The sequence below is a fragment of the Niallia endozanthoxylica genome (genome assembly GCF_008710145.1).
Lineage (GTDB): Bacteria > Bacillota > Bacilli > Bacillales > Cytobacillaceae > Bacillus_BD > Bacillus_BD endozanthoxylica.
The window spans coordinates 595,023-618,270 of record NZ_VYKL01000015.1; the positions used below are offsets into that span (position 1 = coordinate 595,023).

Sequence of the window (23,248 nt, forward strand, 5' to 3'; positions counted from 1 at the left end):
ATACTTATATATGAGAAAAGAAAAGGAGGCTAGCTGTCATAATGGCTAATACAAAATTATTTTCACCCTATACACTTAAAAATGTCACGTTAAAAAACAGGATTGTTATGGCACCTATGTGTATGTATTCATGTACTAACCAAGATGGAAAAGTGACCCCATGGCATTACACGCATTACATAAGCAGAGCTGTCGGACAAACCGGCCTGCTCATTCAAGAAGCAACAGCTGTTTCCCCTGAAGGCCGTATCTCCCCATATGATTTAGGAATATGGGATGATGAGCATATCGAAGGACTTTTGCAACTTACAACTCTGATTAAAGAAAATGGCGCCAAGACTGGTATACAATTAGGACATGCAGGACGTAAAGCGGTGCTTGATGGTGAAATTCTCGCTCCTTCAGCCATTCCTTTTGATGAACAAAGTAAAACACCAAAGGAAATGACGAAAGAAGATATTCATGGGGCTGTTACAGCATTTAAAAAAGCGGCTGAACGTGCGAAAAAGGCTGGTTTTGATGTAATTGAAATTCATGGGGCTCATGGATATTTAATTAATCAATTTTTATCGCCTCTGTCCAATCACCGCAGTGATGAATATGGCGGAAGTCCACAAAATCGCTATCGTTTCTTAAAGGAAGTCATTGAGGCTGTGAAATCGGCTTGGGATGGACCATTATTTGTCCGCGTATCTGCAACTGAATACCATCCGGAAGGGCTAACTGTTGAGGATTATGTCGAATACAGCCGTTGGATGAAGGAGCAGGGCGTTGATTTAATTGATGTAAGTTCAGGTGCTATTGTGCCAGCAGCTATCAACATTTATCCAGGCTATCAAGTGCCTTTAGCAGAAAAAATAAGGCATGGTGCCGAGATTCCAACCGGTGCTGTCGGCTTAATTACATCAGGGCTTCAGGCAGAGGAAATTCTCCAAAGTGAGCGAGCTGACCTTATTTTATTGGCTCGAGAATTACTGCGTGATCCCTATTGGTCAAGAAGGGCTGCACAGGAGCTCGATGTTGAAATTGAAAGTCCTGTACAATATGAAAGAGGCTGGAAGCAAAGAAGAAATCAGCGCTAAACGAAAAAAGGTGGACAATTTGTCCACCTTTTTTCTAGATGATATCTGTCACATCAAGGAATACAACAATGATCACAATCGGTACTACATAACGTAACAGAAAATACCAAGCTTCAAACAAAAAACTATATTTTGCGTTTTGAATCAATTCACTTTTTAAGATATTCTTTTTCATCCTATAGGAGACAAAGATAGAAATTAATAATGCACCGACTGGCATTAATATATTACTTACAAGATAGTCAGCTGCATCAAAGATACTTTTTCCAAAGATGGAAATTTCAGACCAAACACCAAAAGATAATGCTGATGGGATGCCTACAACAAATACGAGAATCCCGATGATCCAAGAAAGACGATTTCGTCCGCCCTTTCCCCTTGAAACGGAAGCAACGATAATTTCTAGTAAAGAAAACGCTGATGTAAGCGTGGCAAATAAAAATAAAACTAAGAAGATGAGTAAAAAGATATTGCCAAAAACCATTTTTTCAAACACAGATGGAAGAACGATGAACAGCAACCCTGGACCGGCAGCCGGTTCAAATCCTAACGAAAATACGGCCGGAAAAATGGCAAGACCCGCAAAAATGGAAATAAACAAATTCATCGTTACAACTGAGAAGGCAGGCTGAACGATGCTGTCTCCTTTTGGAAGATAGGAGCTGTAGGTCACCATAACTGAAACCCCAACACTTAATAAAAAGAATGATTGCCCTAGAGCAAATAATATAGATTCTGAATTTAATTTACTGAAGTCCGGATTGAAAAGGAATGATACGCCCTCCATGGCATTTTCAAGTGTCAAGGAGCGAATAATTAATACGATAAATAATACAAATAGAGCGGGCATCATAAATTTACTTGCTTTTTCAATCCCTGTTTGGATTCCTTTCCCGACAACCATAATGGTGATAATCATGAAAAGAGCCTGTGCCCCGACAGATAGAAGCGGATTTGTTACAGACTCCGTAAAGAGCATTTCGTAGTCTGTATTCCCTCCACCGACTTGTCCTGTAAGACAAAATACAATATATTGAATAATCCATCCGCCAATCACACTGTAAAACGATAATAAAATAAAGCAGGTAACAACGCCAAGATAACCAATCCAATGCCAGTTTGAGCCAGGGGCAATCTGTTTGTATGCCGAAATCGCTTCTTTTTGTGTACTGCGGCCAATGATAAACTCAGCAAGTAAAAGCGGAAAACCAATTAATAGGGAAAGAAGGACAAATAAAAGAATAAACGCTCCCCCACCGCTCATTCCAGTTACATACGGAAGTTTCCAAATAGCACCAAGCCCAATTGCTGATCCGGCCGACGCAAGGATAAAGCCGATTTTTGACGACCATTGTTCTTTCTGTTCCAATGTTGTTTCCTCCTGATTGTTAAGATAATAGACATCTTCTAACAATAAAGCTTTGTTTATTACCATTGTTGATTTTGGACTCATCTAAAGCTGTATGGTTATGAAGTGACCCTTCAGCGCAGCTGAAAGGCGTGAGAAATAGACATTTCTCACGGATGAGTCAAAAATCTGACTTATCAACATGATTTGTTAACATAGCCAACAATAAAAAAAGTCAATGCAATAAAAAGGGACGTGCAGAGCACGCGGTACCACCCTTTTTGAAAGCATTGACTTTCCACTCAATTAGATAACGGGACTGTCCGTTTTCTCATACAAATACATGTAAAAGAAAAAAGCTCCAAGCTGAAATTCACCAGTATCTTTGTATCAGCTTCCACCAGCCGCTGACTCTCTTTTCCACAGGGAGATATGGCTTACTAAACACTCTTCATAGCCTTTAAAATTATGATTTGATAATAAAGTATAATTGGAATTATACGTGAATAGCAATAATAAAGTCAATAAAACACTTATGAAAATTTCCATTTTTAATTATATTAATAAAACTTTTTCATCCATTTAGCGGGGAATAGCAATACTTTTAAAATCATCTGCAATTTCTGTATTTGGGAATATATGCCGAGCTTCCTGCACCAGATCTTGTGCAGCGTTTCGATCGTATCGTGAACTAATATGAGTAATACAAAGTTTTTTTACATTAGCACGCTTAGCAATTTCTGCAGCCTGGCTTGTGGTAGAATGATAATAATCATGAGCTAATGCTTCTTCCCCATTTGCAAATGTAGCTTCATGAACCAATACATCTGCTTCACTCGCAAGAATTCTTGCTTCTTCACACATCCTTGTATCCCCTAAGATTGTTACCACTCTTCCCTGTTGTTTTGGACCAACAAAACGAGCCGCGTCTAACACCGTTCCATCCTCCAAGGTAACGGATTCACCTTCTTTTATTTTTTTATATATTGGACCAGGCTTGACTCCCGCTTCATTTAATTTATCCACTAACAAAGTCCCTGGGCGATCCTTTTCAACAATCCGAAATCCATATGAAAGAATCCCATGGTCAAGTTTTCGTGCCTCCACGATGAATTGATCGTCTTCAAATAAAACTCCTTCATTAATTTCAACTATTTCCAGTGGATATTTTAGATAGGTTCCGCTTACTTTTAAAGACGTCTCCACATATGATTTTAAACCTGAAGGACCAAATACCGTTACTTTTGACTCTCCTCCTTGAAAGGAACGGCTTGCAAGCAAGCCTGGAAGTCCATATATATGATCTCCATGTAAATGAGTAATAAAGATATGTTCAATTCTTGAAGGTTTGATTGATGTATGCAGTATTTGATGCTGTGTAGCTTCACCACAGTCAAACAGCCAAATGGAGCCTCTCTCCTCCAATAATTTTAATGCGATTGATGTTACATTCCTAAGTTTTCCAGGTACTCCAGCACCGGTTCCAAGAAAAAATAATTCCACTAGTAAGCTCCTTTCTCCAATCCATACTTCCATTATTATAGCCAAGTTACAATAAACAAGAAATATTGAGACTTTTCATTCCATTCAATTAACATATATTTAGATACAAAGCATTTGCTTATTTTGATATAAATCGATAAAATTTTAGCATCATTAGACATATTTTTCGGATTGAATTTCAAATTAAATAAAAGCAAACCCTAAAATAGATGTCAATTTTTTATGAAAAGAGGTTTTACAAATCATGAAACATAACGAAAAACCATCAGCTTTGATCATGATTTTTGGTGCAACAGGTGATCTAGCCAACAGAAAGCTTTTTCCTTCTTTATATCGATTATTTGAAAAAGGAAATCTTTCCGAAAACTTTGCCGTCATCGGTGTTGCCAGAAGATCACTTTCTAACGAACAATTCCAAGAAAATGTAAAAAACTCCGTACAGTCAGTTGCATCGAATAGTAATAATATTGATGAGTTTGCCTCACACTTTTATTACCATTCACATGATGTAACGGATTCAGATTCTTACGTTGCACTAAGAGAAATGGCTGTCCAATTGGATGAACAATATCAAACAAAAGGAAATCGTATATTCTATTTAGCGATGGCTCCAGAGTTTTTTGGAAGTATTGCGACTCATCTAAACGAAGATGGTTTAACGAATGTCCAAGGGTTTAAACGACTAGTTATCGAAAAACCTTTCGGCCATGACTTGAAATCCGCTAAAGAATTAAATAATCAAATTCGTACTGCCTTCTCCGAGGATGAAATCTATCGAATTGACCATTATTTAGGAAAAGAAATGGTCAGAAACATTGAAGTAATCCGATTTGCTAACGCGATATTTGAACCATTATGGAATAACCGCTACATATCGAATATCCAAGTTACCTCTAGTGAAACATTAGGTGTGGAAGAACGCGGCCGATATTATGAAAACAGCGGTGCATTGCGTGATATGGTTCAAAATCATATGCTGCAGATGGTTGCTCTCTTGGCTATGGAACCGCCTATAAAACTAAATACAGAAGAAATCCGTTCCGAAAAGGTAAAGGTACTGCGTGCCATGCGGTCAATAAAAGACGATAAAGTAGATAAATATTTTGTTCGCGGTCAATACGGAGAAGGAATATTGAATGGTCAAAAAGTTTCCGCTTATCGGGATGAACAGATGGTTGACCCACAGTCAAACACAGAAACGTTTGTAGCGGGCAAGCTCTTGATTGATAATTTCCGTTGGGCAGGTGTTCCTTTCTATATTAGAACAGGCAAACGAATGAAATCGAAATCTACCAAAATTGTGATCCAATTTAAGGACATTCCAATGAATTTATATTATAAAACGGAACAAACATTAAATCCAAATTTGCTTGTTATCCATATACAACCTGAAGAAGGTATTACATTGCATTTAAACGCGCAGAAAACCGGTAATCATATGAATGCTACCCCTGTGAAACTAAGTTATTCCAATACTGGTATCGATGGTATTAATACACCCGAAGCATACGAAAAGCTATTATATGATTGCATGCGAGGTGATGCGACAAACTTCACACACTGGGATGAGGTAGCACTTTCTTGGAGTTTTGTCGATAATATTTCGCAGCATTGGCAACAAACACAGACACATTTCCCAAATTATGAATCAGGTTCAGCAGGACCAAAAGATAGTGATGTTTTACTTGCTAGAGACGGTTTCTTCTGGTGGCCAATCGGTGATTTGGAAGTAGAGAAATACCAATAAAGCGAAGCTTCCATTAGTGGGGGTTTTCTTCAGCCCCACTGATGGTTAGTTGTGGCCCACAGAATGTGGGTCACACAGGCATTTCCACAAATGTCGCGTTCTTTAGTCTGTGATTCCATAAATGGACCTTTACGGGTAGGATAGTTAATCCCCTACCTATCTTCTTTTGCATAATCAGAATCTTGAAGTGGGGGTCTTACCGCCCATTAAGAGTGGGATAAAAAACAACGAAAACCCTCTTCGCTTGGCAAAGAGGGTTTTCGTTGTAATCTATTCCATCCAATTTGTATGAAAAGTTCCTTCACGGTCAATCCGTTCATATGTATGTGCCCCAAAATAATCACGCTGTGCTTGCAGTAAGTTAGCAGGCAGTACAGCCGTACGATAGCTGTCATAATAGGCAATGGCAGATGAAAAGCTTGGAACCGGAATTCCGTATTGCACAGCAAAGTTAATCGTTTCCCGTAACGAATGCTGATAGCTTTCCACAATTTCCTTAAAATAAGGATCAAGTAAAAGATTTTTGAGACCTGGCTCGCGGTCATAGGCATCCTTAATCTTTTGTAAAAATTGGGCCCGAATAATGCAGCCGCCACGGAAAATCATCGCAATGTCCCCGTACTGAAGATTCCAATCATATTCCTCTGATGCAACTCTCATCTGGGCAAACCCTTGTGCATAAGAACAAATTTTGCTCATATACAAGGCTTTACGAACGGATTCAATAAAGGATTTCTTATCCCCAGTAAATTTCTTTGCTTCTGGCCCTCTTAACAGTTTGCTCGCTGCCACCCGTTCCTCCTTCATAGCAGAAATAAAGCGGGCAAAAACGGATTCAGTAATAATCGGCAGCGGCACCCCTAAATCAAGGGCGTTTTGGCTCGTCCACTTTCCTGTACCCTTTTGTCCGGCAGTATCTAGTATTATATCAACGAGAGGCTTACCTGTTTCATTATCAATTTTTGTAAAAATATCTGTCGTAATTTCAATTAAGTAACTATCAAGCTCACCTTTATTCCATTCCGCAAAAACTTCGTGAAGCTCTTCAGCCGAAAGATCAAGTACATTTTTTAATAAGAAATATGCTTCACAAATCAGTTGCATATCGCCATATTCAATTCCATTATGAACCATTTTAACATAATGACCCGCTCCATCTGGCCCAATATAAGTTGTACAAGGTTCTCCATTTACCTTTGCAGAAATATCCTTAAAAATCGGTGCTACTAATTCGTAAGCTTCCCTTTGACCTCCTGGCATGATGGAAGGACCTTTTAACGCTCCTTCTTCACCGCCTGATACACCTGTCCCGATAAAATGAATGCCAAGATCACTTAGCTTTTTATTACGGCGCTGCGTATCAACAAAGAACGTATTGCCTCCGTCTATTAATATATCTCCTTTTTCTAAATGTGGAATAAGCTGTTCAATGGTGGCGTCTGTGGGAGCACCGGCCTTTACCATTAACATAATTTTACGCGGACGTTCAAGAGACTGAACAAATTCTTCTATGGAGTAGGTTCCCTTTAAATTACGCCCCTTTGTCTCAGCAAGTACTTCTTCTGTTTTTTCACTTGAACGGTTGTAAATGGAAACTGAATATCCTCTTGACTCAATATTCATGGCTAAATTTTTCCCCATAACCGCCATTCCAATTACACCAAACTGTTGTTTTGTCATCTTTTTACATCCCTTCTAACAAAATCAAATTCGCTCGTCGAATTTGCGTCCGGATTTTTATTGAGCCCGCTCAATAAATTACCCTTAAAAAGACCATTTTACTTTAGCTTAATCCACATATATTTGCAAATATTACTTTTACTATTAGTTTGTCAATTCAATTGAGAATTAATCAATCATTATTTGTTAGAAAAAATCAAGAAAATCCTTGCTAAAGCTTGTTTCAGACGTACTATTTTCTTGACCATCTTTTGCAGGCGCTTTTTCAACCGCACTTTCAATAATTCCTTTGCCATATTTATTTCGCAACTGATTCAGTGCCTCGAGCAAAGGTTCCTTTTTGGCATCCTTTTCATAAGAAAAAATATCAAGCTGTTTTACAGCCTGTTCTTTTTCCACTAAATCAGCTCCAGTTACACCTAAGAGACGAACAGAATCTCCATTCCAGTTTTTTAAAAAGAGCTGCTTGCTTTCTTCATAAATATCCTCTTTTTGACTGATTGGATTCAACAGTTTTTTACTTCTTGTTATCGTCTGTCGGTTTTTATAACGGATAGTGACTCCAACTGAAGTGGCCATTACCTTTTTTCTCTTCATACGGACAGCTACTTTCTCAGCCAGACTTTCCAAAACGAGCAGGAGCTCATGCTGATTGGAATTATCATTGGGGAGTGTAGTCGAATTCCCGACACTTTTAAACTCATTAGCAGCTTCAGGATCAACCGGTCTATCGTCAATTCCGTTGGCCCTTTCCTTTAAGCGCAGACCATTGATTCCTAAAAGTGCTTTTAGTTGAATTTCATTTGCCTCTGCCAAATCCTTTATTGTAAAAATACCGCGTGAATTTAACTTTTCAGCCGTTTTATTACCGACTCCATGCATTTCTACTACAGGCTTGGGCCATAAAACATTTTTTACCTCGCGTTTTCGCAATACAGTAATCCCCAGTGGTTTTTTCATATCGGAAGCCATTTTCGCGAGGAAACGATTGGGCGCGATGCCAATGCTGCACGGCAAGTCCAGCTGCATAAGAATTTGCTTTTGTATTCTTTCAGCAATTTCTAATGGTGATCCTAACGTAAAACTATCTGTAATATCAACATAGCCTTCATCAATTGAAACAGGCTCAACAAGCTGTGAATATTCATGTAAAATATCAAACATTCCTTGGGATGCTGCCCGGTATCGTTCAAAATGAGGGCTCATAATAATGAGCTCGGGACAAAGCTTTTTAGCTTCCCAAATTGGCATCGTTGTTTTTACACCGTATTTTCTTGCTTCATAGCTGCAGGTAATGATAATCCCTCTGCGCTCTTGCGGGTTACCGGCAACAGCTAGCGGCTTTCCTTTTAAAGAGGGATCAAATGCCATCTCAACAGAAGCATAGAAACTATTCATATCCACATGTAAAATAACTCTGCCATTTTTAGGATACATTTCTTTCATTCTCGACCACTACCTTATAGAAAAGTACAGGCGCCTTTTTCTCTTTCATTTTAGCATGTACTGCGAACAGGACCCGCAAATAGCGGGTCCTGTTTCTTTATTACTTCGCTGTAATAGAATTTCCAGCCATCTCAACGGCAGCTTCTTTTGCATGTTTCTTTGCCTTTTCCATGATTTCAGGAATCTGCTTAGGGAAATGGTCTAATCCCTCTGCCACAATTGTATCCATTACTTCAATGCCAAGAAAGGTAAGTGCCTTTCGTACATACTGATCTCCCATCTCAAATTCTGCCATGGGTCCTGTTGAATAAATACCACCGCGTGTCTGAATATGGATCGCCTTTCTTCCGGTCAATAACCCTTTTGGGCCATCCTCAGTTGTAATAAAAGTCTTTTGATTAAGGAACATGTTATCCATGAAATCCTTTAGAATCCCCGGAGCACCCAAATTCCAAATCGGAGTTACAAAAACATAGTAATCAGCGGCAATGAATCGATCTGCGAGATTATGCATCCTTGTAAACTTATCTCTTTCAGACTCTGTCAGCTGATCGACCGTATATCCCATAAAGGATGTTTTCGCACGTGCGTATAGTAAATCTGTGTCGATTCTTGTTATGCCCATATCATACAAGTGCATTCTTTCAATTTCAACATCCGGACGTTCCTTTTGAAAGGCTTCTAAAAATACTTCGCCGATTTGAGCACCTTTCGATAGACTTACGTCTTTCTTTGGATTTGCCGTAATGTAAAGTAATTTTGACATACTAGCATCCCTTTCCTTAAACAAATAGATAACTATCCCAATCATAACGAATTCACGCTTGTTCGGCGTTTTAAAAACAGTAAAAGTTATGAAAGTTTTATGTCAATTGCAAGTAAACAACGATGAGAAGCCATAGGTTATACTTATTGTCCTGCTACCTCTTCAATAATCGCAACGGTCATCTCAGCTAATTTATATAATTCTTCTACTGGCATACGCTCATTTGTCGTATGAATTTCTTCATATCCGACAGCAAGATTCACTGTTGGAATGCCAAAGCCGGCAATTACGTTTGCATCACTGCCGCCTCCGCTATGTAATAACTCACAGCTTCGTCCGATTTTTGCTGCTGCTTTTTTAGCTACTTCAACTACATGATCTCCATCTGAAAATTTAAAGCCTGGGTACATGACCTGCACTTCTATCTCTGCTTTTCCGCCCATTTCCTGTGCTGCACTTTCAAATGCTTCCTTCATTTTCTGCACCTGAGCTTCCATTTTTTCAGGAATTAAAGAACGGGCTTCTGCTAATATATCAACGTGATCACAAACAATATTTGTTTGCTGACCGCCGGCAAAGCGGCCAATATTTGCTGTTGTTTCTTCATCAATACGTCCAAGCGGCATTCTTGAAATCGCTTTTGCAGCAATGGTAATCGCTGAAACTCCTTTTTCAGGCGCGACACCAGCATGGGCTGTTTTACCTAGAATGGTAGCCTTAATATGCGCTTGAGTAGGTGCAGCCACAATAATATTTCCAACCTTTCCATCACTATCAAGAGCATAACCGTACTTTGCTTTCACTAGTGATCGATCAAGTGCTTTAGCACCAACAAGACCTGATTCTTCCCCAACTGTGATAATGAATTGAATCTCTCCATGAGGAATATTTTGCTCTTTTAATATTCTTACGGTTTCAAGCATAACAGATATTCCGGTTTTATCATCTGCCCCAAGAATAGTTGTTCCATCTGTTACGACATAACCATCCTTAATAGAAGGCTTTACCCCTTTTGCTGGAACAACGGTATCCATATGGCAGGTAAAATAGATGGAATCTACTCCTGCTTTTGTACCAGCCAATGTACAAATGAGGTTACCTGCTCCATGTCCCGTTACAGATGTTGTATCATCCTCAAAGACATCCACACCTAAATCGGAAAACTTTTGCTTTAATACTTTTGCAATCTCTGTTTCATACTTTGTTTCAGAGTCAATTTGAACTAGCTCAAGGAATTCATTTAATAAACGCTCTTGATTTATCATCATGAATGATAACCTCCAAATCTTCTATTTCCCTTAATAGTATACATCTATGATTATTTGCCTTCAAATAGATATACACTTATCGTTTACAGCAAGGATAGTATGATGAATTCATTTATTTTTGACCGATTCATACAAATTATTTATATGACAAGTAAATTAATTGAACTTATTTGCAAAAAAAGATTGGCTATGGCACCAATCTTTTTTTAATAGATAGATTATTTTTATAGTGGAATATTTCCATGCTTTTTCTTTGGTCTGGAGTCCTTTTTATTTCTAAGCATATCCAGAGACTGAACAATTTTAATTCTTGTTTCACGCGGGTCAATGACATCATCAACCATCCCCTTACTTGCAGCCACATATGGATTAGCAAATTTCCTGCGGTATTCTTCAATTTTTTGCGCGCGTGTTTCTTCAGGATTTGGACTTTGACTAATTTCTTTGGCGAAAATGATATTAGCTGCCCCTTGTGGGCCCATCACAGCAATCTCGGCATTCGGCCAAGCAAAAACAAGGTCTGCACCAATTGATTTACTATTTAAAGCTACGTATGCACCACCATAGGCTTTACGCAGAATGACGGTTAACTTAGGCACAGTTGCTTCTGAGTACGCATACAAAATCTTAGCTCCATGACGAATAATCCCGCCGTGCTCTTGTTTAACTCCAGGGAAAAATCCAGTTACATCTTCAAATGTAATAATTGGGATATTAAAAGAGTCGCAAAAACGGATAAACCTGGCAGCTTTATCAGACGAATTGATATCTAACCCTCCGGCCATAAATTTAGGCTGATTACATACAAGCCCAATGACTTCCCCCTTCATGCGGGCAAGTCCGATTACAATATTTTTCGCAAAATCCTTTTGGACCTCCATAAATGAATGTTCATCAACAACCTGTTCAATTACCTTTCTTACATCGTACGGACGAAGAGTATCAAATGGAATCACGTCTGTTAAATCAGGACGATAATCATCCTCCTCTTCATAAGAAAGAACAGGAGGTTTTTCTTCATTATTTTGCGGCAGGTAGCTTAAAAGCTTGCGTACCTGCTCTATTACGACTTCTTCAGACTCACCTCGGAAATGCGCATTTCCGCTTATTGAGTTATGAACCTTTGCACCACCTAAATCTTCAGACGAAATTTTTTCTCCTGTAACCGTCTCAATGACCTTAGGCCCTGTAATAAACATTTGACTTGTCTTTTCAACCATCAAAACAAAATCAGTTATAGCAGGCGAATAGACAGCGCCTCCTGCACACGGCCCCATAATAACAGATATTTGCGGAATAACTCCCGAATAAATAGAATTTCGATAAAAAATCTGTCCATAGCCGTCAAGAGAGGCAACACCTTCTTGGATTCTCGCACCTCCTGAATCATTTAAGCCAATAAAAGGCGCACCATTCTTAGCGGCTAAATCCATTACAGCAGCAATCTTTTTAGCATGCATTTCACCAAGCGCACCGCCAAATACAGTGAAATCCTGGGCAAATAAATAGATTGGACGTCCGTTTACCTTTCCATAACCGGTTACCACACCATCACCGGGACTCTTTTGCTGCTCAAGTCCAAAATCGTTACAGTTATGTTCGATAAAAGGATTAAATTCAACAAATGTACCTGGATCAACTAGAAGATTTATACGCTCACGAGCAGTTAACTTCCCCTTTTCATGCTGCTTTTCAATCCGCTCGTCTCCGCCGCCCATCTCAACTTCCCGTTTACGATCATATAAATCATGGATTTTATCATAGATATCATTCATGATTATTCCCTTCTTTCTTCTCGCATAATTCGTAAAGGACACTTCCAGTTGACTTCGGATGCATGAATGCAATATTTGCTCCGCCAGCTCCAATTCTAGACTTTTCATCTATCATTTTGATACCATTCTTTTTCATGTCCCGGATTCTTTCTTCGATTGATTCCACTCCTAATGCGACATGATGGATTCCTTGACCACGAGAAGCAATAAATTTAGCAATTTCACTTTCTTCACTAACAGGCTCTAAGAGTTCAAGCTTTGTTTCACCAGCTTTAATAAATGCCACCTTAACCTTTTGATTCTCAACTACTTCTATGCCAAGCAGCTCTAATTTTAGCACTTCCGTGTAAAAAGGTAGTGCCTCTTCAATAGAGCTCACAGCAATGCCAATGTGATCTACTTTTTTAATCATGATTCATTCATCCCCAATTAATAGATCAAATCTTTAAACACTGCCAAATTTTTAGAAATATCATAATAGTTGTAAAATTCTGTATAGTTGTTCAAAATCCTTCTTTTTTTACACGGTTGTCCAAATTATTTTTTGCTAGTAAAATATGAATAGGATCATAACTTATGAAACAAGAATGATGGAGGGATAAAGTTTTGTCCAAAAAGAGGAAAAAAACGCAAAAGATTTTTGTTTATTTAATGATCTTTGCCATGCTAGCGTCAACCTTACTTGCTGGAGTAGCAATGTTTTTTTGATAAACTAAAGCAAAAGGGAGTTGTCAAAAATTGACAATTCCCTTTATTTTACTGCATTATATTCAAGTGCCAATTCCTCAAACGATTTTGATGATGAGATGATTAAAATTTTTGTCCCTAGCGGTATGAACTCATATAATGCTTCGATTGCTTCATTTTGTAACCGAATGCATCCTTCAGAAACATAATGACCAATTGATGCTGGATTATTGGTCCCATGCAAACCATAAATTCTCCCATCTGTTCCTTTTGCATCAAAACCAATCCACCTAGTACCAAGAGGATTATCGGCTGTACCTCCTGGGATGTTTTTTCTGCGATAATAAGGATTTTCTGCTTTTACCGTTACAATAAATAACCCTTCAGGTGTCAAATCCTGCGTTTTTCCCGTACCAGCTTGTACGACTGTCTGTACTCGGTTATCATTAATCAAGGCTAATTCATTTGTTGACTTATTTACAATCACAAAGGGATCACCAGGTAATGGATTCACCCCAAGCGGCCAAATGGGAGAAAAGGAAATGACTAAAAACAGACTTGAAATCAATTGAAGCATTGCGATCACCCGCCTATTTCTTTTGCTTAGTTTTCTCCTCCAAGCCGTTCCTTATGCACCACTATTTGTCTTTTTATTCCTTTAAAATTCTGTTTAATAAGCAAGTACTGTTCCATTTCTTTAATAAAGTGAAAAAGGGCTGCTCGAATTTCAAATTCACTCCTGGTTTTGGGAAGATCCATATTTTCAAATACCCGATGCATTTCTTTAAGCTTTTCCAGATAAATATGTGCTGTATTTCCTGCATGAATATGTTCAGCTAGCTCCTCGATAAAATCAGCAATCATCTTTCCCTGCTCAACAGTATGTGTAATGGACGTGATAATTGGAAGAACCCGTTCCATTATTTCAAATTGTTTCTCCCTGATTTCAAAATAGGTATAATACAAATCATCCTCTTCATTATGTATAAATTGATTTTCCATAACCTGAAAAGACAGCACTTTGGCGTTTTTAATTAAATGGATGGTTTCGGCAATTTCCTTTCCATCCCAATTACTATCTCCCAAGCGCAAATATTTTACAATTTCAAGGAATATCTTTCTAAAGTTAGCCTCAATCCTCTCCTGATATTCCGCAATTTGATTATCTAAGCTTGGCATGTATAAGTTTGCCAACAAGGCAATACCGATTCCAATAAATATGATGGCTAATTCATTGAAGATAAAGGACACTGTAACCTGTCCTTCTGAGAAAAAATGCAAAATAATAACCGTGCTTGATACAATTCCTTCACTTGCCTTCAGCATAACAACAGTGGGGATATATAGTACTAATAATAAGCCAATGACAATTGGATAATAGCCAAGTACTTCAAAGAAAATAATCGAAAATACGATAGCCGTTAGACAGGCTAGGATGCGGTCCCATGATGCCCGCAATGATTTCTTCTTTGTTACTTGAATACAAAGGATTGTAATAATTCCAGCAGAGACAAAATTTTGGAATCCTAACAACTCAGCCAGCATAATGGATACAGTTGCACCGACAGCAGATTTAATTGTTCTATAACCAATTCGAAACTTCATTTTTCTTCTCCTATTAACTCGTCCTTTCATATTAGTGTACCATGGAATAGAGCCCCAATATGGAAAAAAGGTGATCTTTTCGACCACCTTTTTCCATCTTTATTAGATTATTAGAGTATTTTCTCGAGAAAGTCTTTAGCTCGCTGACTTTTTGGATTTGAGAAGAATTCATCTGGAGATGCATCCTCTGCTAGAACCCCGCCTTCTAAAAACAGAACCCGGTCGGCAACTTCCTTGGCAAATCCCATTTCATGAGTAACAATAGCCATCGTCATGCCTGACTGGGCTAAAGTCTTCATGACATCTAATACTTCTTTAACCATTTCCGGATCGAGCGCAGATGTCGGCTCATCAAACAGCATAACCTGAGGTTCCATCGCTAACGCACGAGCTATCGCAACCCGCTGTTTTTGGCCTCCTGATAGGCGTGTCGGATAAACATTGGCTTTTTCAGCTAATCCTACCTTCTCTAATAAAGCCATCCCTTTCTTTTCTGCATCCTGCTTTGACATACGCTTCACCTTCATAGGAGCATAAGTCAAATTTTCCATGACTGTTTTATGTGGGAATAAATGAAAATGTTGAAAAACCATGCCGACATTTTGTCTTATTTTCATGATATTTGTTTTCTTATTTGTGATGTCTACTCCGTCAATATAAATATGGCCGCCTGTCGGTTCTTCTAATAAATTTAAACAACGAAGGAATGTTGATTTTCCTGATCCGGATGGACCGATAATCGCAACCACTTCTCCTTCATGAATAGTTGTAGAAATGCCCTTCAGGACTTCAAGTTTGCCGAAATGCTTAGTTAATCCCTCAACCTTAATCACTTTTTCTCATACTCCTTTCGACAAGCTTTCCGATCAACGTTAATGCCATAACAATTAAATAATAAATAACCCCGGCTAATAACAACGGCTCAATAAAGCGAAATTTATCTGCTCCGACTTGATAGGCTCGACGCATGATATCCATAACACCTATCGTCGTCACAATCGCTGATTCCTTTGTTAAAGTGATAAACTCATTCATTAATGACGGTAAAATATTTTTTATTGCCTGTGGCAAAACAATATTCAGCATCATCGAACGGTATGGAACACCTAACGCCATTGCTGCTTCGCTCTGCCCTTTATCAACAGCAAGAATACCGCCGCGAATAATTTCTGATATATAGGCAGTTGAATTCAAAGCAAAAGAAACAACTGCTGCCGTAAATGGATCGATTTGGTAGCCTAGTACCTGAGGGGATCCAAAGTAAATAATCATCAACTGCAATACAAGCGGTGTGCCGCGAAAAATAGAAGTATAAGCATCCGCAAACCAACCTAAAAGCTTTATATTACTAATTTTAAATAATGACAGTATAATACCAAATACGAACCCTAATACCCCCGAAAGAAGAGCAATTTGTATAGTTACAACAATACCTTTTAAGATAAAGGGGAACGATGGGAGAACGGATGAAAAATCTAAATTCATATAAAATCATTCCTCTCACAAAATGAATTAGAAGTATATAAAAAACGTCCAGAAAACGATTCCTTTCTGAACGTTTTTACTTTTTTCTTTATTACTCTGCGTCAAACCATTTCTTAATTATTTGTTCTATTTCACCATTTTCAATCATTTTCTTTAATTCTGCATTAAATTCTTCTGTTAACTCACTATCTTTAGGAAAAGCAATCGCATATCCGCCATCAGCATCTTCAATGGTAATACCTGCAATATCTTTTGTTTCTTCTAAATATCCTTTTGCCACCGTATCTTCAATAATCGCTGCATCCAAACGGCCGGCAAGAATTTCTTGGATCAACTCTGGGATACGGTTACGGCTTTCGTAGGTGAAATCTGTTGTTTCAGCAAGTTCCTTCGCTTTTTCTTCTTGAATGGAACCTAATTGCGCCCCAACCTTTTTACCTTTTAAATCCTCACTACTTTTAATCCCGCTATCCTTTTTCGAAACAATAACGTGTTTAGATGTGTAGTACGTATCACTAAAGTCTACACTTTTTTTACGTTCATCTGTAGCAGACATGGCTGCCATAACAAAATCAGCTTGTCCACTTTGCAACGCAGAAATAAGACCGCCAAAATCCATATCTTGGATTTCTAGTTCATAGCCTAGTCTTTCAGTAATTGCCTTTGCAATATCAATATCAAGACCGATAATTTGGTCTCCTTTTGCCGTATCAATATATTCAAATGGTGCATAATCGCCAGACGTAGCCATTTTTAATACTTTTGCATCTGAATCTTTGTTGTCTCCTTCTCCTGCTGATTGATCACCGGCACCTCCGCAGGCAGCAAGTATACCTATAATCAGTACACTCATTAATAATATTGAAATAATCTTCTTCACACTATTTCCTCCTTTTTTGTCCATTATTTTATAGTATTAGCCTTTAATAGAAAGAATACAAAAGAATATCTAACTAATAATTATTCATCTAAACGAATTTTAACACATTCCTTTACATATGCAACAAAAATTTATATTAAAATACTATTTTAATATTATAAATATTATCAAAAAAGAAGTGTATGATCATTACAATCATACACTCCTCAACGCATTCCATGCCCTTATTTAGATTTCTTCACAATATTTATCAAAAGCATCTTGAAGCTTTTTCATAACAGCTGCTGGTTCATGTCCTTCAATTTCATGCCGCTCAACCATTGTTTGGATTTTTCCATCCTTTAAAAGAGCAAAGGACGGTGAGGAAGGGGGATATCCTGTGAAGTAGGAACGCGCCTTTTCCGTAGCCTCTTTATCTTGACCTGCAAATACTGTTACTAACTGATCTGGACGTTTATCATAATGAATGGCATGACTTGCCACTGGACGGGCAATTCCACCAGCACAGCCGCAAACCGAATTAATCATAACTAAGGTTGTTCCTTTTTTCGCAAATGCCTCTTCCACTTCCTCAGGTGTCTTTAATTCGGTATATCCCGCTGTGACAATTTCCTGCCGTGCTTGACGAACATGGTCGTTCATAAACAAGTTAAAATCAATATTCATTTGAACTCTCCTTATTCTCATTATTGTTCATTTACATCATATCAATAGATTTTAGTTAAGTACAAATAAGACGCTTTTTATGTTAACGTTTGAAATATTGTTCAAATAATTCTTCCACAGCTGAGGTCACTGTTTTATTACCTGAAATCACCTGGTTTTCAACCTTTGGCAGTAGCTCTTTAATCGCTTTGTTATGAAAAAAACTGTTTTGCAGCTGGTCAATAATCATACTTTTCATCCATTCTTTTATTTGCGACCTTCTTCGATCAGCAAATACACCTGACTGTTTAGTAGTCGATTCAAAATCCTGTATCATGTCCCATATTTCCTTAATACCATCATTCATTAAGGCTGAGCATGTGCAGGCTTTTGTTTCCCAACCCTTTGTTGCCTGTTGGAGAAAATGTAATATCTGATTATATTCTTTTTTCGTCTTTAGTGCCGTTGCTTTATTTTCTCCATCCGCTTTATTAATCACAATTGCATCAGCCAGTTCCATAATCCCTTTTTTCATCCCCTGTAATTCGTCACCTGCACCGGTTAAAACTATTAGCATAAAAAAATCAACCATGTCCCGCACGATTACTTCACTTTGTCCGACACCAACCGTCTCTATTAAGATTACATCAAAACCATATGCCTCACATAAAAGCATTGTTTCTCTTGTTTTTCGGTGTACACCGCCAAGCTTCCCACCTGAAGGAGAAGGCCGAATAAACGCCCTTGGATTACGTCCCAGTTGCTCCATGCGTGTTTTATCACCGAGAATGCTGCCTCCGCTTCTACTTGAGCTTGGATCTACTGCAAGAACGGCTACCCTTAATCCCAGATTACATAAATGCATCCCAAAAGCTTCAATAAAAGTACTTTTTCCTGCCCCAGGCACTCCTGTAATTCCGATGCGCACCGCCCTTCCAGTATGGGCCAAAAGTTGTTGCAGAAGCGTTTGAGCTTTCTGAAAGTGGTGTTCTGCGTTACTCTCTATTAATGTAATCGAGCGGGCCAGCATACTGCGGTCACCATTCAGAACTCCTTCCGCTAACTGCTCACAGGTAATTTCAACAGAAGTTTTCTTTTTCCGAAACGTACTGTTTGTAACCAGATTCTCTTGCGGAACGGCTTCTACCCCTTTTCGAATAGAGGTAGAAAACATATCCGGTTCATCCTGATTCACCCATTCGGGTCTTTTATCTTCAGACATTTATGCTTTCACTTCCTCATAGCCGAGTCTTTCATAAATAGCTCGGATAACCTTTTGAGCAGCAATAGGAATGACCGTTCCTGGCCCAAAAATGGCAGAAGCTCCATGTTCATATAAGTATTCATAATCCTGCGCCGGGATTACTCCGCCGACAACCACAACAATATCCTCCCGGCCAAGGTTCTTCAATTCAGCAACAAGCTGAGGGAGCAGGGTTTTATGTCCTGCTGCAAGCGAACTCATACCAATTGCATGAACATCATTTTCAACAGCCTGTAAAGCCGTTTCCTCCGGTGTTTGGAATAAAGGACCGATATCAACATCAAAGCCTAAATCGGCAAATGCGGTTGCAATAACCTTCGCCCCTCGGTCATGACCATCCTGTCCCATCTTAGCAATTAAAATCCTGGGACGGCGGCCTTCATTTTCAAGAAACTCATCTGTCATTTTCTTGACCGCTTCAATTTCTCTCTCGTTTGAAAAGGCGGAACTGTATACACCGCTTATGGAACGAATCGTTGCTTTATGACGACCGGATACTTTTTCGATAGCTAAAGAAATTTCACCTAATGTGGCCCGTACACGTGCAGCTTGTACAGCCAGCTCCAAAAGATTTCCTTTGTTTGTTTCACAGGCTTTTTCGATTGCCGCTAGGGATTCTTGTACCTTTTCCTTATCACGGGAAGTCTTAAGTTGGTTTAACTTTTCAATTTGTTTTAGTCGAACAGTCTTATTATCCACCTCTAGAATCTCAATGGGTTCTTCTTTTTCTAAACGGTACTTATTAACCCCGACAATCGTTTCTTTTCCTGAGTCAATTTGAGCCTGTCGTCTAGCCGCCGCTTCTTCAATTCGCATTTTCGGGAGACCTGTTTCTATCGCTTTTGCCATTCCACCTAGGTTTTCAATTTCTTCTATATGTTCCCAAGCACGTTTCATTAACTGGTCAGTCAAAACCTCTACATAGTAGGATCCTCCCCATGGATCAATGACGTTTGTGATTCCTGTTTCTTCCTGTAGATACAACTGAGTATTTCTAGCAATTCTCGCAGAGAAATCAGTTGGCAGAGCAATTGCCTCATCTAGTGCATTTGTATGCAGGGATTGAGTATGTCCCATTACCGCAGCATGGGCTTCAATGAATGTCCGAGTCACGTTATTAAATGGATCCTGCTCCGTTAAACTCCATCCTGATGTCTGTGAATGCGTACGTAATGCCAATGATTTGCCGTTTTTCGGCTCAAACGTTTGCATCATTTTAGCCCATATACAACGGGCTGCCCGCATTTTTGCTACTTCCATAAAATAATTCATGCCGATTGCCCAAAAGAATGACAATCTTGGCGCAAATGAATCAATATCAATGCCTGCCTTTAAGCCAGTTCTAACGTATTCCAGGCCATCAGCCAATGTATAGGCTAACTCAATGTCAGCAGGTGCTCCGGCTTCCTGCATATGGTAACCAGAAATACTGATGCTATTAAATTTTGGCATGTATTTAGATGTATACTCAAAAATATCAGCAATAATCCTCATGGACATGTTCGGCGGATAAATATACGTATTACGAACCATGTATTCTTTTAAAATATCATTTTGAATGGTACCTGACAGCTTTTCTTGAGAAACTCCCTGTTCTTCAGCTGTGACAATATAAAAGGCCATAATCGGAAGCACGGCTCCATTCATTGTCATTGATACCGACATTTTGTCTAACGGAATATCGTTAAACAATGTCTTCATATCAACGATTGAATCGATAGCAACCCCTGCTTTTCCAACATCTCCTACAACGCGTGCATGATCTGAATCATAGCCCCGATGTGTCGCAAGATCAAAGGCAACAGACAACCCTTTCTGGCCCATGGCTAAATTCCTTCGGTAAAAAGCGTTGCTCTCCTCAGCTGTTGAAAAGCCTGCATATTGGCGGACTGTCCATGGTCTATTCACATACATGGTCGGATATGGCCCTCTTGTATAAGGAGGAAGCCCCGGGAAATCTCCTAGATGCTTAGCAGCTGCTAAGTCCATTTTAGTATATAAAGGCTTAGTCCTAATATGTTCATTGGTTTCAAATAACAGATGATCAATCGATGCAGAAATCTCCTTTGCTGCTTTCTGTTTCCAAACTTCTTCAGTAACTGATTTAGTTGTATCTAATATAACCCTTTTAAAATCCGGTTTTTGGGCCATTAATTATTCCGCCTCCATTTCAGCTAAAATGGATGCCGCTATTTCATAGCAAATACTTTTTAAATGAATAAACTGAGAGATTCCATTATCTAGTAAGACTTTTTGATCGGCTCTCTCCGGTAAACCGGCTAAATAAAGCATAGCTTTAGGGAAATTAGATTTAATAGCCTTCACGATTGCTAATCCTACTGCCCTATAATCATCATCTGAGCCGCAAAGTATATAATGATGAAACTTTGTTTCATTAACAAAATTCATAGCATCATTGATTTCTTCAACTTCCCGGCTTCTTACTGTTTTAATTCCTCCAGGAGCTAAAATATCACTTATAAAGTCTGCACGAGCCTTATGATTTTTCAGTTTTCCTAGACAAACCAGACCAACTGCAGGTGAAGTTTTTTCTTTCGCCAATTTCTCAGCTCTTTTTCTTAGCTTTTCATACGGCTCTGCTAACCTCGTTTGTTGCACAGGACGTACAGTTGATGAGATTGTTTTTAAATCTTCTGAAAACTCAACTTTTAAAGGTGTATCTTCCAAATTAGCATATTTATTAATTCCTACAATTGACTGTTTACGAGAAAAGATATCCTTTTGCCTCTTTACAGCTACCTCCTTGATTTCCTCCTGCAGCCAATTCGATTGTAAGGCAGGAAGAATACCACCTTTCTCTTCTATCTTAAGGAAAAGAGTCCAAGCCTGTTCCATTAATTGATTCGTTAACGATTCAACATACCAGGAGCCTCCTGCTGGATCAACAACCGAACTCAAGCTCGCTTCTTCCTTGAGAATGAGCTGAGTATTCCGAGCCATTCGATCTGAAAATAATGTTGCTCTGCCTTCGGGCTCATTAAAGGGGCTCACATGCAGAAATTGAATACCTCCAAGTATAGCAGCAAAGGCTTCATTACTTGCTCGTAATACATTCACATATGGATCATAAGCCGTTTTTGTATACCATGAGGTTTCAGCAGAAATGACCATTTTTCCTTCAGCTTCAGGAGCAGCGTCATAGGCCTCGACAATTTTGCTCCATACACTTCTTGCTGCCCGCAGTTTTGCAATTTCCATAAAAAATTGACTGCCGATAGAAAAATGAAATACTAATTTATTAAGTATATCCTTAACTCCCATACCTCTTGATTTCAGCTGTTCTATATGATGGACGGCAGTCGAAAGAGCAATAGCCAATTCTTGAACGGCATTAGCACCTCCATTATGATAAACCGGCGTATCTACTAAAAGCGTTTTCAATCTAGGGCATGCCGATGAAGCTGCTTGAATCGTTTCCACTAAACGATCATAAACAGAATCCAAATAATCTTTTTCTCCGCCTTGCTTTGCAAAAAGCGAAATAGGGTCTTTTCCTACATAGCCGCTTATTTTTTCAGAATTTTGTAAAGCCGCCATTCCGTATATGATTTCATTTTGGAACTGAGCTCCATTTACGCTGAATGGATACGATTGATAATAGTTGGTAATGAGCTCTGGTAATTCTTTTACTATAGAAACAGAGGGGATAAACGCAATGGCTGTCTGTCCTTTTGCGATACTGTCCTTTAATTTTTCTTTAAAATCTTCAGGATTTTCCGCAACAATACGTTGAGCAATTTCCCATGGATTTCCAATATACCCTAAGGCTTCACTTCCACGTCGAAAATCACCGCTGCCAGGAAATTGTGATAATGTCTTTTCATTCACATCCTCTTTTGTATACAGAGGTTTTAATTGAATATTTTCATATGTTTCTCTTGATAAAGAGTCTATACTTTTTCCCTGTAATGCTTCTTCAGCTTTTTGCTGCCAGGTTTCAACCGTTTGCTGTGAAAATGAATAATCCATCATCTTTTTTAGATCCATCTGACGCCGCCAAAAGTCAGCAGCCTTCCCTCCTAACTTTTAGAAAAATTTTAAAATTC

At 38.7% G+C, this 23,248-nt stretch carries 20 protein-coding genes and 1 other annotated feature; of the genes, 3 read left to right on the forward strand and 17 right to left on the reverse strand.

What is annotated here, in order from left to right; translation table 11 throughout:
• Positions 1-41: 41 nt before the first annotated feature.
• Positions 42-1,082: an NADPH dehydrogenase NamA gene (gene namA / locus F4V44_RS10090; protein WP_150439861.1), complete on the forward strand. Its 1,041-nt coding sequence runs from the start codon at positions 42-44 to the stop codon at positions 1,080-1,082.
• A gap of 34 nt (positions 1,083-1,116) precedes the next feature.
• Here the strand turns inward: namA and F4V44_RS10095 are convergent, their stop codons facing one another.
• Positions 1,117-2,451, reverse strand: a complete 1,335-nt coding sequence (locus F4V44_RS10095; RefSeq protein ID WP_150439862.1) for a sodium-dependent transporter — start codon at positions 2,449-2,451, stop codon at positions 1,117-1,119.
• Between the two features lie 225 nt (positions 2,452-2,676).
• Positions 2,677-2,894: a binding site (T-box leader), on the reverse strand.
• 118 nt (positions 2,895-3,012) lie between these two features.
• Positions 3,013-3,933, reverse strand: a complete 921-nt coding sequence (gene rnz, locus F4V44_RS10100) for a ribonuclease Z (protein ID WP_150439863.1) — start codon at positions 3,931-3,933, stop codon at positions 3,013-3,015.
• Positions 3,934-4,177: 244 nt separating this feature from the next.
• On the opposite strand from rnz, the gene zwf reads away from it, so the two are divergent.
• Positions 4,178-5,680 (forward strand): glucose-6-phosphate dehydrogenase, encoded by a 1,503-nt coding sequence (gene zwf / locus F4V44_RS10105; RefSeq protein ID WP_150439864.1) that lies wholly within the window; start codon positions 4,178-4,180, stop codon positions 5,678-5,680.
• A gap of 270 nt (positions 5,681-5,950) precedes the next feature.
• Here the strand turns inward: zwf and gndA are convergent, their stop codons facing one another.
• The 6 genes from gndA to mce form a co-directional block, all read right to left on the reverse strand.
• Positions 5,951-7,360, reverse strand: coding sequence for an NADP-dependent phosphogluconate dehydrogenase (gndA, locus tag F4V44_RS10110; protein WP_150439865.1), 1,410 nt, complete (start codon positions 7,358-7,360; stop codon positions 5,951-5,953).
• Between the two features lie 186 nt (positions 7,361-7,546).
• On the reverse strand, positions 7,547-8,806 hold the full coding sequence (locus tag F4V44_RS10115) for a DNA polymerase IV (RefSeq protein WP_150439866.1): 1,260 nt from the start codon (positions 8,804-8,806) through the stop codon (positions 7,547-7,549).
• Positions 8,807-8,906: 100 nt separating this feature from the next.
• Positions 8,907-9,572 (reverse strand): FMN-dependent NADH-azoreductase, encoded by a 666-nt coding sequence (locus tag F4V44_RS10120; RefSeq protein ID WP_150439867.1) that lies wholly within the window; start codon positions 9,570-9,572, stop codon positions 8,907-8,909.
• A 143-nt stretch (positions 9,573-9,715) separates the two neighbouring features.
• Positions 9,716-10,837, reverse strand: a complete 1,122-nt coding sequence (locus F4V44_RS10125; protein WP_150440115.1) for a tripeptidase T — start codon at positions 10,835-10,837, stop codon at positions 9,716-9,718.
• Positions 10,838-11,064: 227 nt separating this feature from the next.
• Positions 11,065-12,615, reverse strand: coding sequence for an acyl-CoA carboxylase subunit beta (locus F4V44_RS10130; protein ID WP_150439868.1), 1,551 nt, complete (start codon positions 12,613-12,615; stop codon positions 11,065-11,067).
• Entirely contained in the window at positions 12,608-13,027 is a 420-nt protein-coding gene (gene mce / locus F4V44_RS10135; protein ID WP_150439869.1) for a methylmalonyl-CoA epimerase, read from the reverse strand. Before mce ends, F4V44_RS10130 begins: the two co-directional genes overlap by 8 nt.
• 194 nt (positions 13,028-13,221) lie before the next feature.
• Here mce and prli42 point away from each other — a divergent pair, with 194 nt between their 5' ends.
• Entirely contained in the window at positions 13,222-13,323 is a 102-nt protein-coding gene (gene prli42 / locus F4V44_RS10140) for a stressosome-associated protein Prli42 (protein ID WP_150439870.1), read from the forward strand.
• 43 nt (positions 13,324-13,366) lie between these two features.
• On the opposite strand, the gene F4V44_RS10145 is transcribed toward prli42, so the two are convergent.
• The 9 genes from F4V44_RS10145 to F4V44_RS10185 all read right to left on the reverse strand — a co-directional run bounded on the left by F4V44_RS10145 (position 13,367) and on the right by F4V44_RS10185 (position 23,189).
• A complete protein-coding gene (locus tag F4V44_RS10145) occupies positions 13,367-13,879 on the reverse strand; it encodes a L,D-transpeptidase (RefSeq protein WP_150439871.1) in 513 nt (170 codons plus the stop codon).
• A 26-nt stretch (positions 13,880-13,905) separates the two neighbouring features.
• A complete protein-coding gene (locus tag F4V44_RS10150) occupies positions 13,906-14,907 on the reverse strand; it encodes an aromatic acid exporter family protein (RefSeq protein WP_150439872.1) in 1,002 nt (333 codons plus the stop codon).
• 110 nt (positions 14,908-15,017) lie between these two features.
• Positions 15,018-15,740 (reverse strand): amino acid ABC transporter ATP-binding protein, encoded by a 723-nt coding sequence (locus F4V44_RS10155; RefSeq protein WP_150439873.1) that lies wholly within the window; start codon positions 15,738-15,740, stop codon positions 15,018-15,020.
• A complete protein-coding gene (locus F4V44_RS10160) occupies positions 15,733-16,392 on the reverse strand; it encodes an amino acid ABC transporter permease (protein ID WP_150439874.1) in 660 nt (219 codons plus the stop codon). Before F4V44_RS10160 ends, F4V44_RS10155 begins: the two co-directional genes overlap by 8 nt.
• Positions 16,393-16,483: 91 nt before the next feature.
• Positions 16,484-17,272: a transporter substrate-binding domain-containing protein gene (locus F4V44_RS10165; protein WP_150439875.1), complete on the reverse strand. Its 789-nt coding sequence runs from the start codon at positions 17,270-17,272 to the stop codon at positions 16,484-16,486.
• Between the two features lie 228 nt (positions 17,273-17,500).
• Entirely contained in the window at positions 17,501-17,938 is a 438-nt protein-coding gene (locus F4V44_RS10170) for a BrxA/BrxB family bacilliredoxin (protein ID WP_150439876.1), read from the reverse strand.
• An 82-nt stretch (positions 17,939-18,020) separates the two neighbouring features.
• On the reverse strand, positions 18,021-19,139 hold the full coding sequence (gene meaB, locus F4V44_RS10175; RefSeq protein WP_150439877.1) for a methylmalonyl Co-A mutase-associated GTPase MeaB: 1,119 nt from the start codon (positions 19,137-19,139) through the stop codon (positions 18,021-18,023).
• On the reverse strand, positions 19,140-21,332 hold the full coding sequence (gene scpA, locus F4V44_RS10180; RefSeq protein ID WP_150439878.1) for a methylmalonyl-CoA mutase: 2,193 nt from the start codon (positions 21,330-21,332) through the stop codon (positions 19,140-19,142). It abuts the gene before it with no gap.
• Positions 21,333-21,335: 3 nt separating this feature from the next.
• Positions 21,336-23,189 carry a methylmalonyl-CoA mutase subunit beta gene (locus F4V44_RS10185; RefSeq protein ID WP_150439879.1) on the reverse strand — a complete coding sequence of 618 codons (1,854 nt, stop codon included), beginning with the start codon at positions 23,187-23,189 and terminating at the stop codon, positions 21,336-21,338.
• Positions 23,190-23,248: the final 59 nt, after the last annotated feature.

Coding starts and splice junctions, on each gene's coding strand:
- namA (WP_150439861.1), top strand. CDS start 42: ATGGCTAATACAAAATTATTTTCACCCTATACACTTAAAAATGTCACG.
- zwf (WP_150439864.1), top strand. CDS start 4,178: ATGAAACATAACGAAAAACCATCAGCTTTGATCATGATTTTTGGTGCA.
- gndA (WP_150439865.1), bottom strand. CDS start 7,360: ATGACAAAACAACAGTTTGGTGTAATTGGAATGGCGGTTATGGGGAAA.
- F4V44_RS10115 (WP_150439866.1), bottom strand. CDS start 8,806: ATGAAAGAAATGTATCCTAAAAATGGCAGAGTTATTTTACATGTGGAT.
- F4V44_RS10120 (WP_150439867.1), bottom strand. CDS start 9,572: ATGTCAAAATTACTTTACATTACGGCAAATCCAAAGAAAGACGTAAGT.
- F4V44_RS10125 (WP_150440115.1), bottom strand. CDS start 10,837: ATGATAAATCAAGAGCGTTTATTAAATGAATTCCTTGAGCTAGTTCAA.
- F4V44_RS10130 (WP_150439868.1), bottom strand. CDS start 12,615: ATGAATGATATCTATGATAAAATCCATGATTTATATGATCGTAAACGG.
- mce (WP_150439869.1), bottom strand. CDS start 13,027: ATGATTAAAAAAGTAGATCACATTGGCATTGCTGTGAGCTCTATTGAA.
- F4V44_RS10145 (WP_150439871.1), bottom strand. CDS start 13,879: ATGCTTCAATTGATTTCAAGTCTGTTTTTAGTCATTTCCTTTTCTCCC.
- F4V44_RS10150 (WP_150439872.1), bottom strand. CDS start 14,907: ATGAAGTTTCGAATTGGTTATAGAACAATTAAATCTGCTGTCGGTGCA.
- F4V44_RS10160 (WP_150439874.1), bottom strand. CDS start 16,392: ATGAATTTAGATTTTTCATCCGTTCTCCCATCGTTCCCCTTTATCTTA.
- F4V44_RS10170 (WP_150439876.1), bottom strand. CDS start 17,938: ATGAATATTGATTTTAACTTGTTTATGAACGACCATGTTCGTCAAGCA.
- meaB (WP_150439877.1), bottom strand. CDS start 19,139: ATGTCTGAAGATAAAAGACCCGAATGGGTGAATCAGGATGAACCGGAT.
- scpA (WP_150439878.1), bottom strand. CDS start 21,332: ATGGCCCAAAAACCGGATTTTAAAAGGGTTATATTAGATACAACTAAA.
- F4V44_RS10185 (WP_150439879.1), bottom strand. CDS start 23,189: ATGGATCTAAAAAAGATGATGGATTATTCATTTTCACAGCAAACGGTT.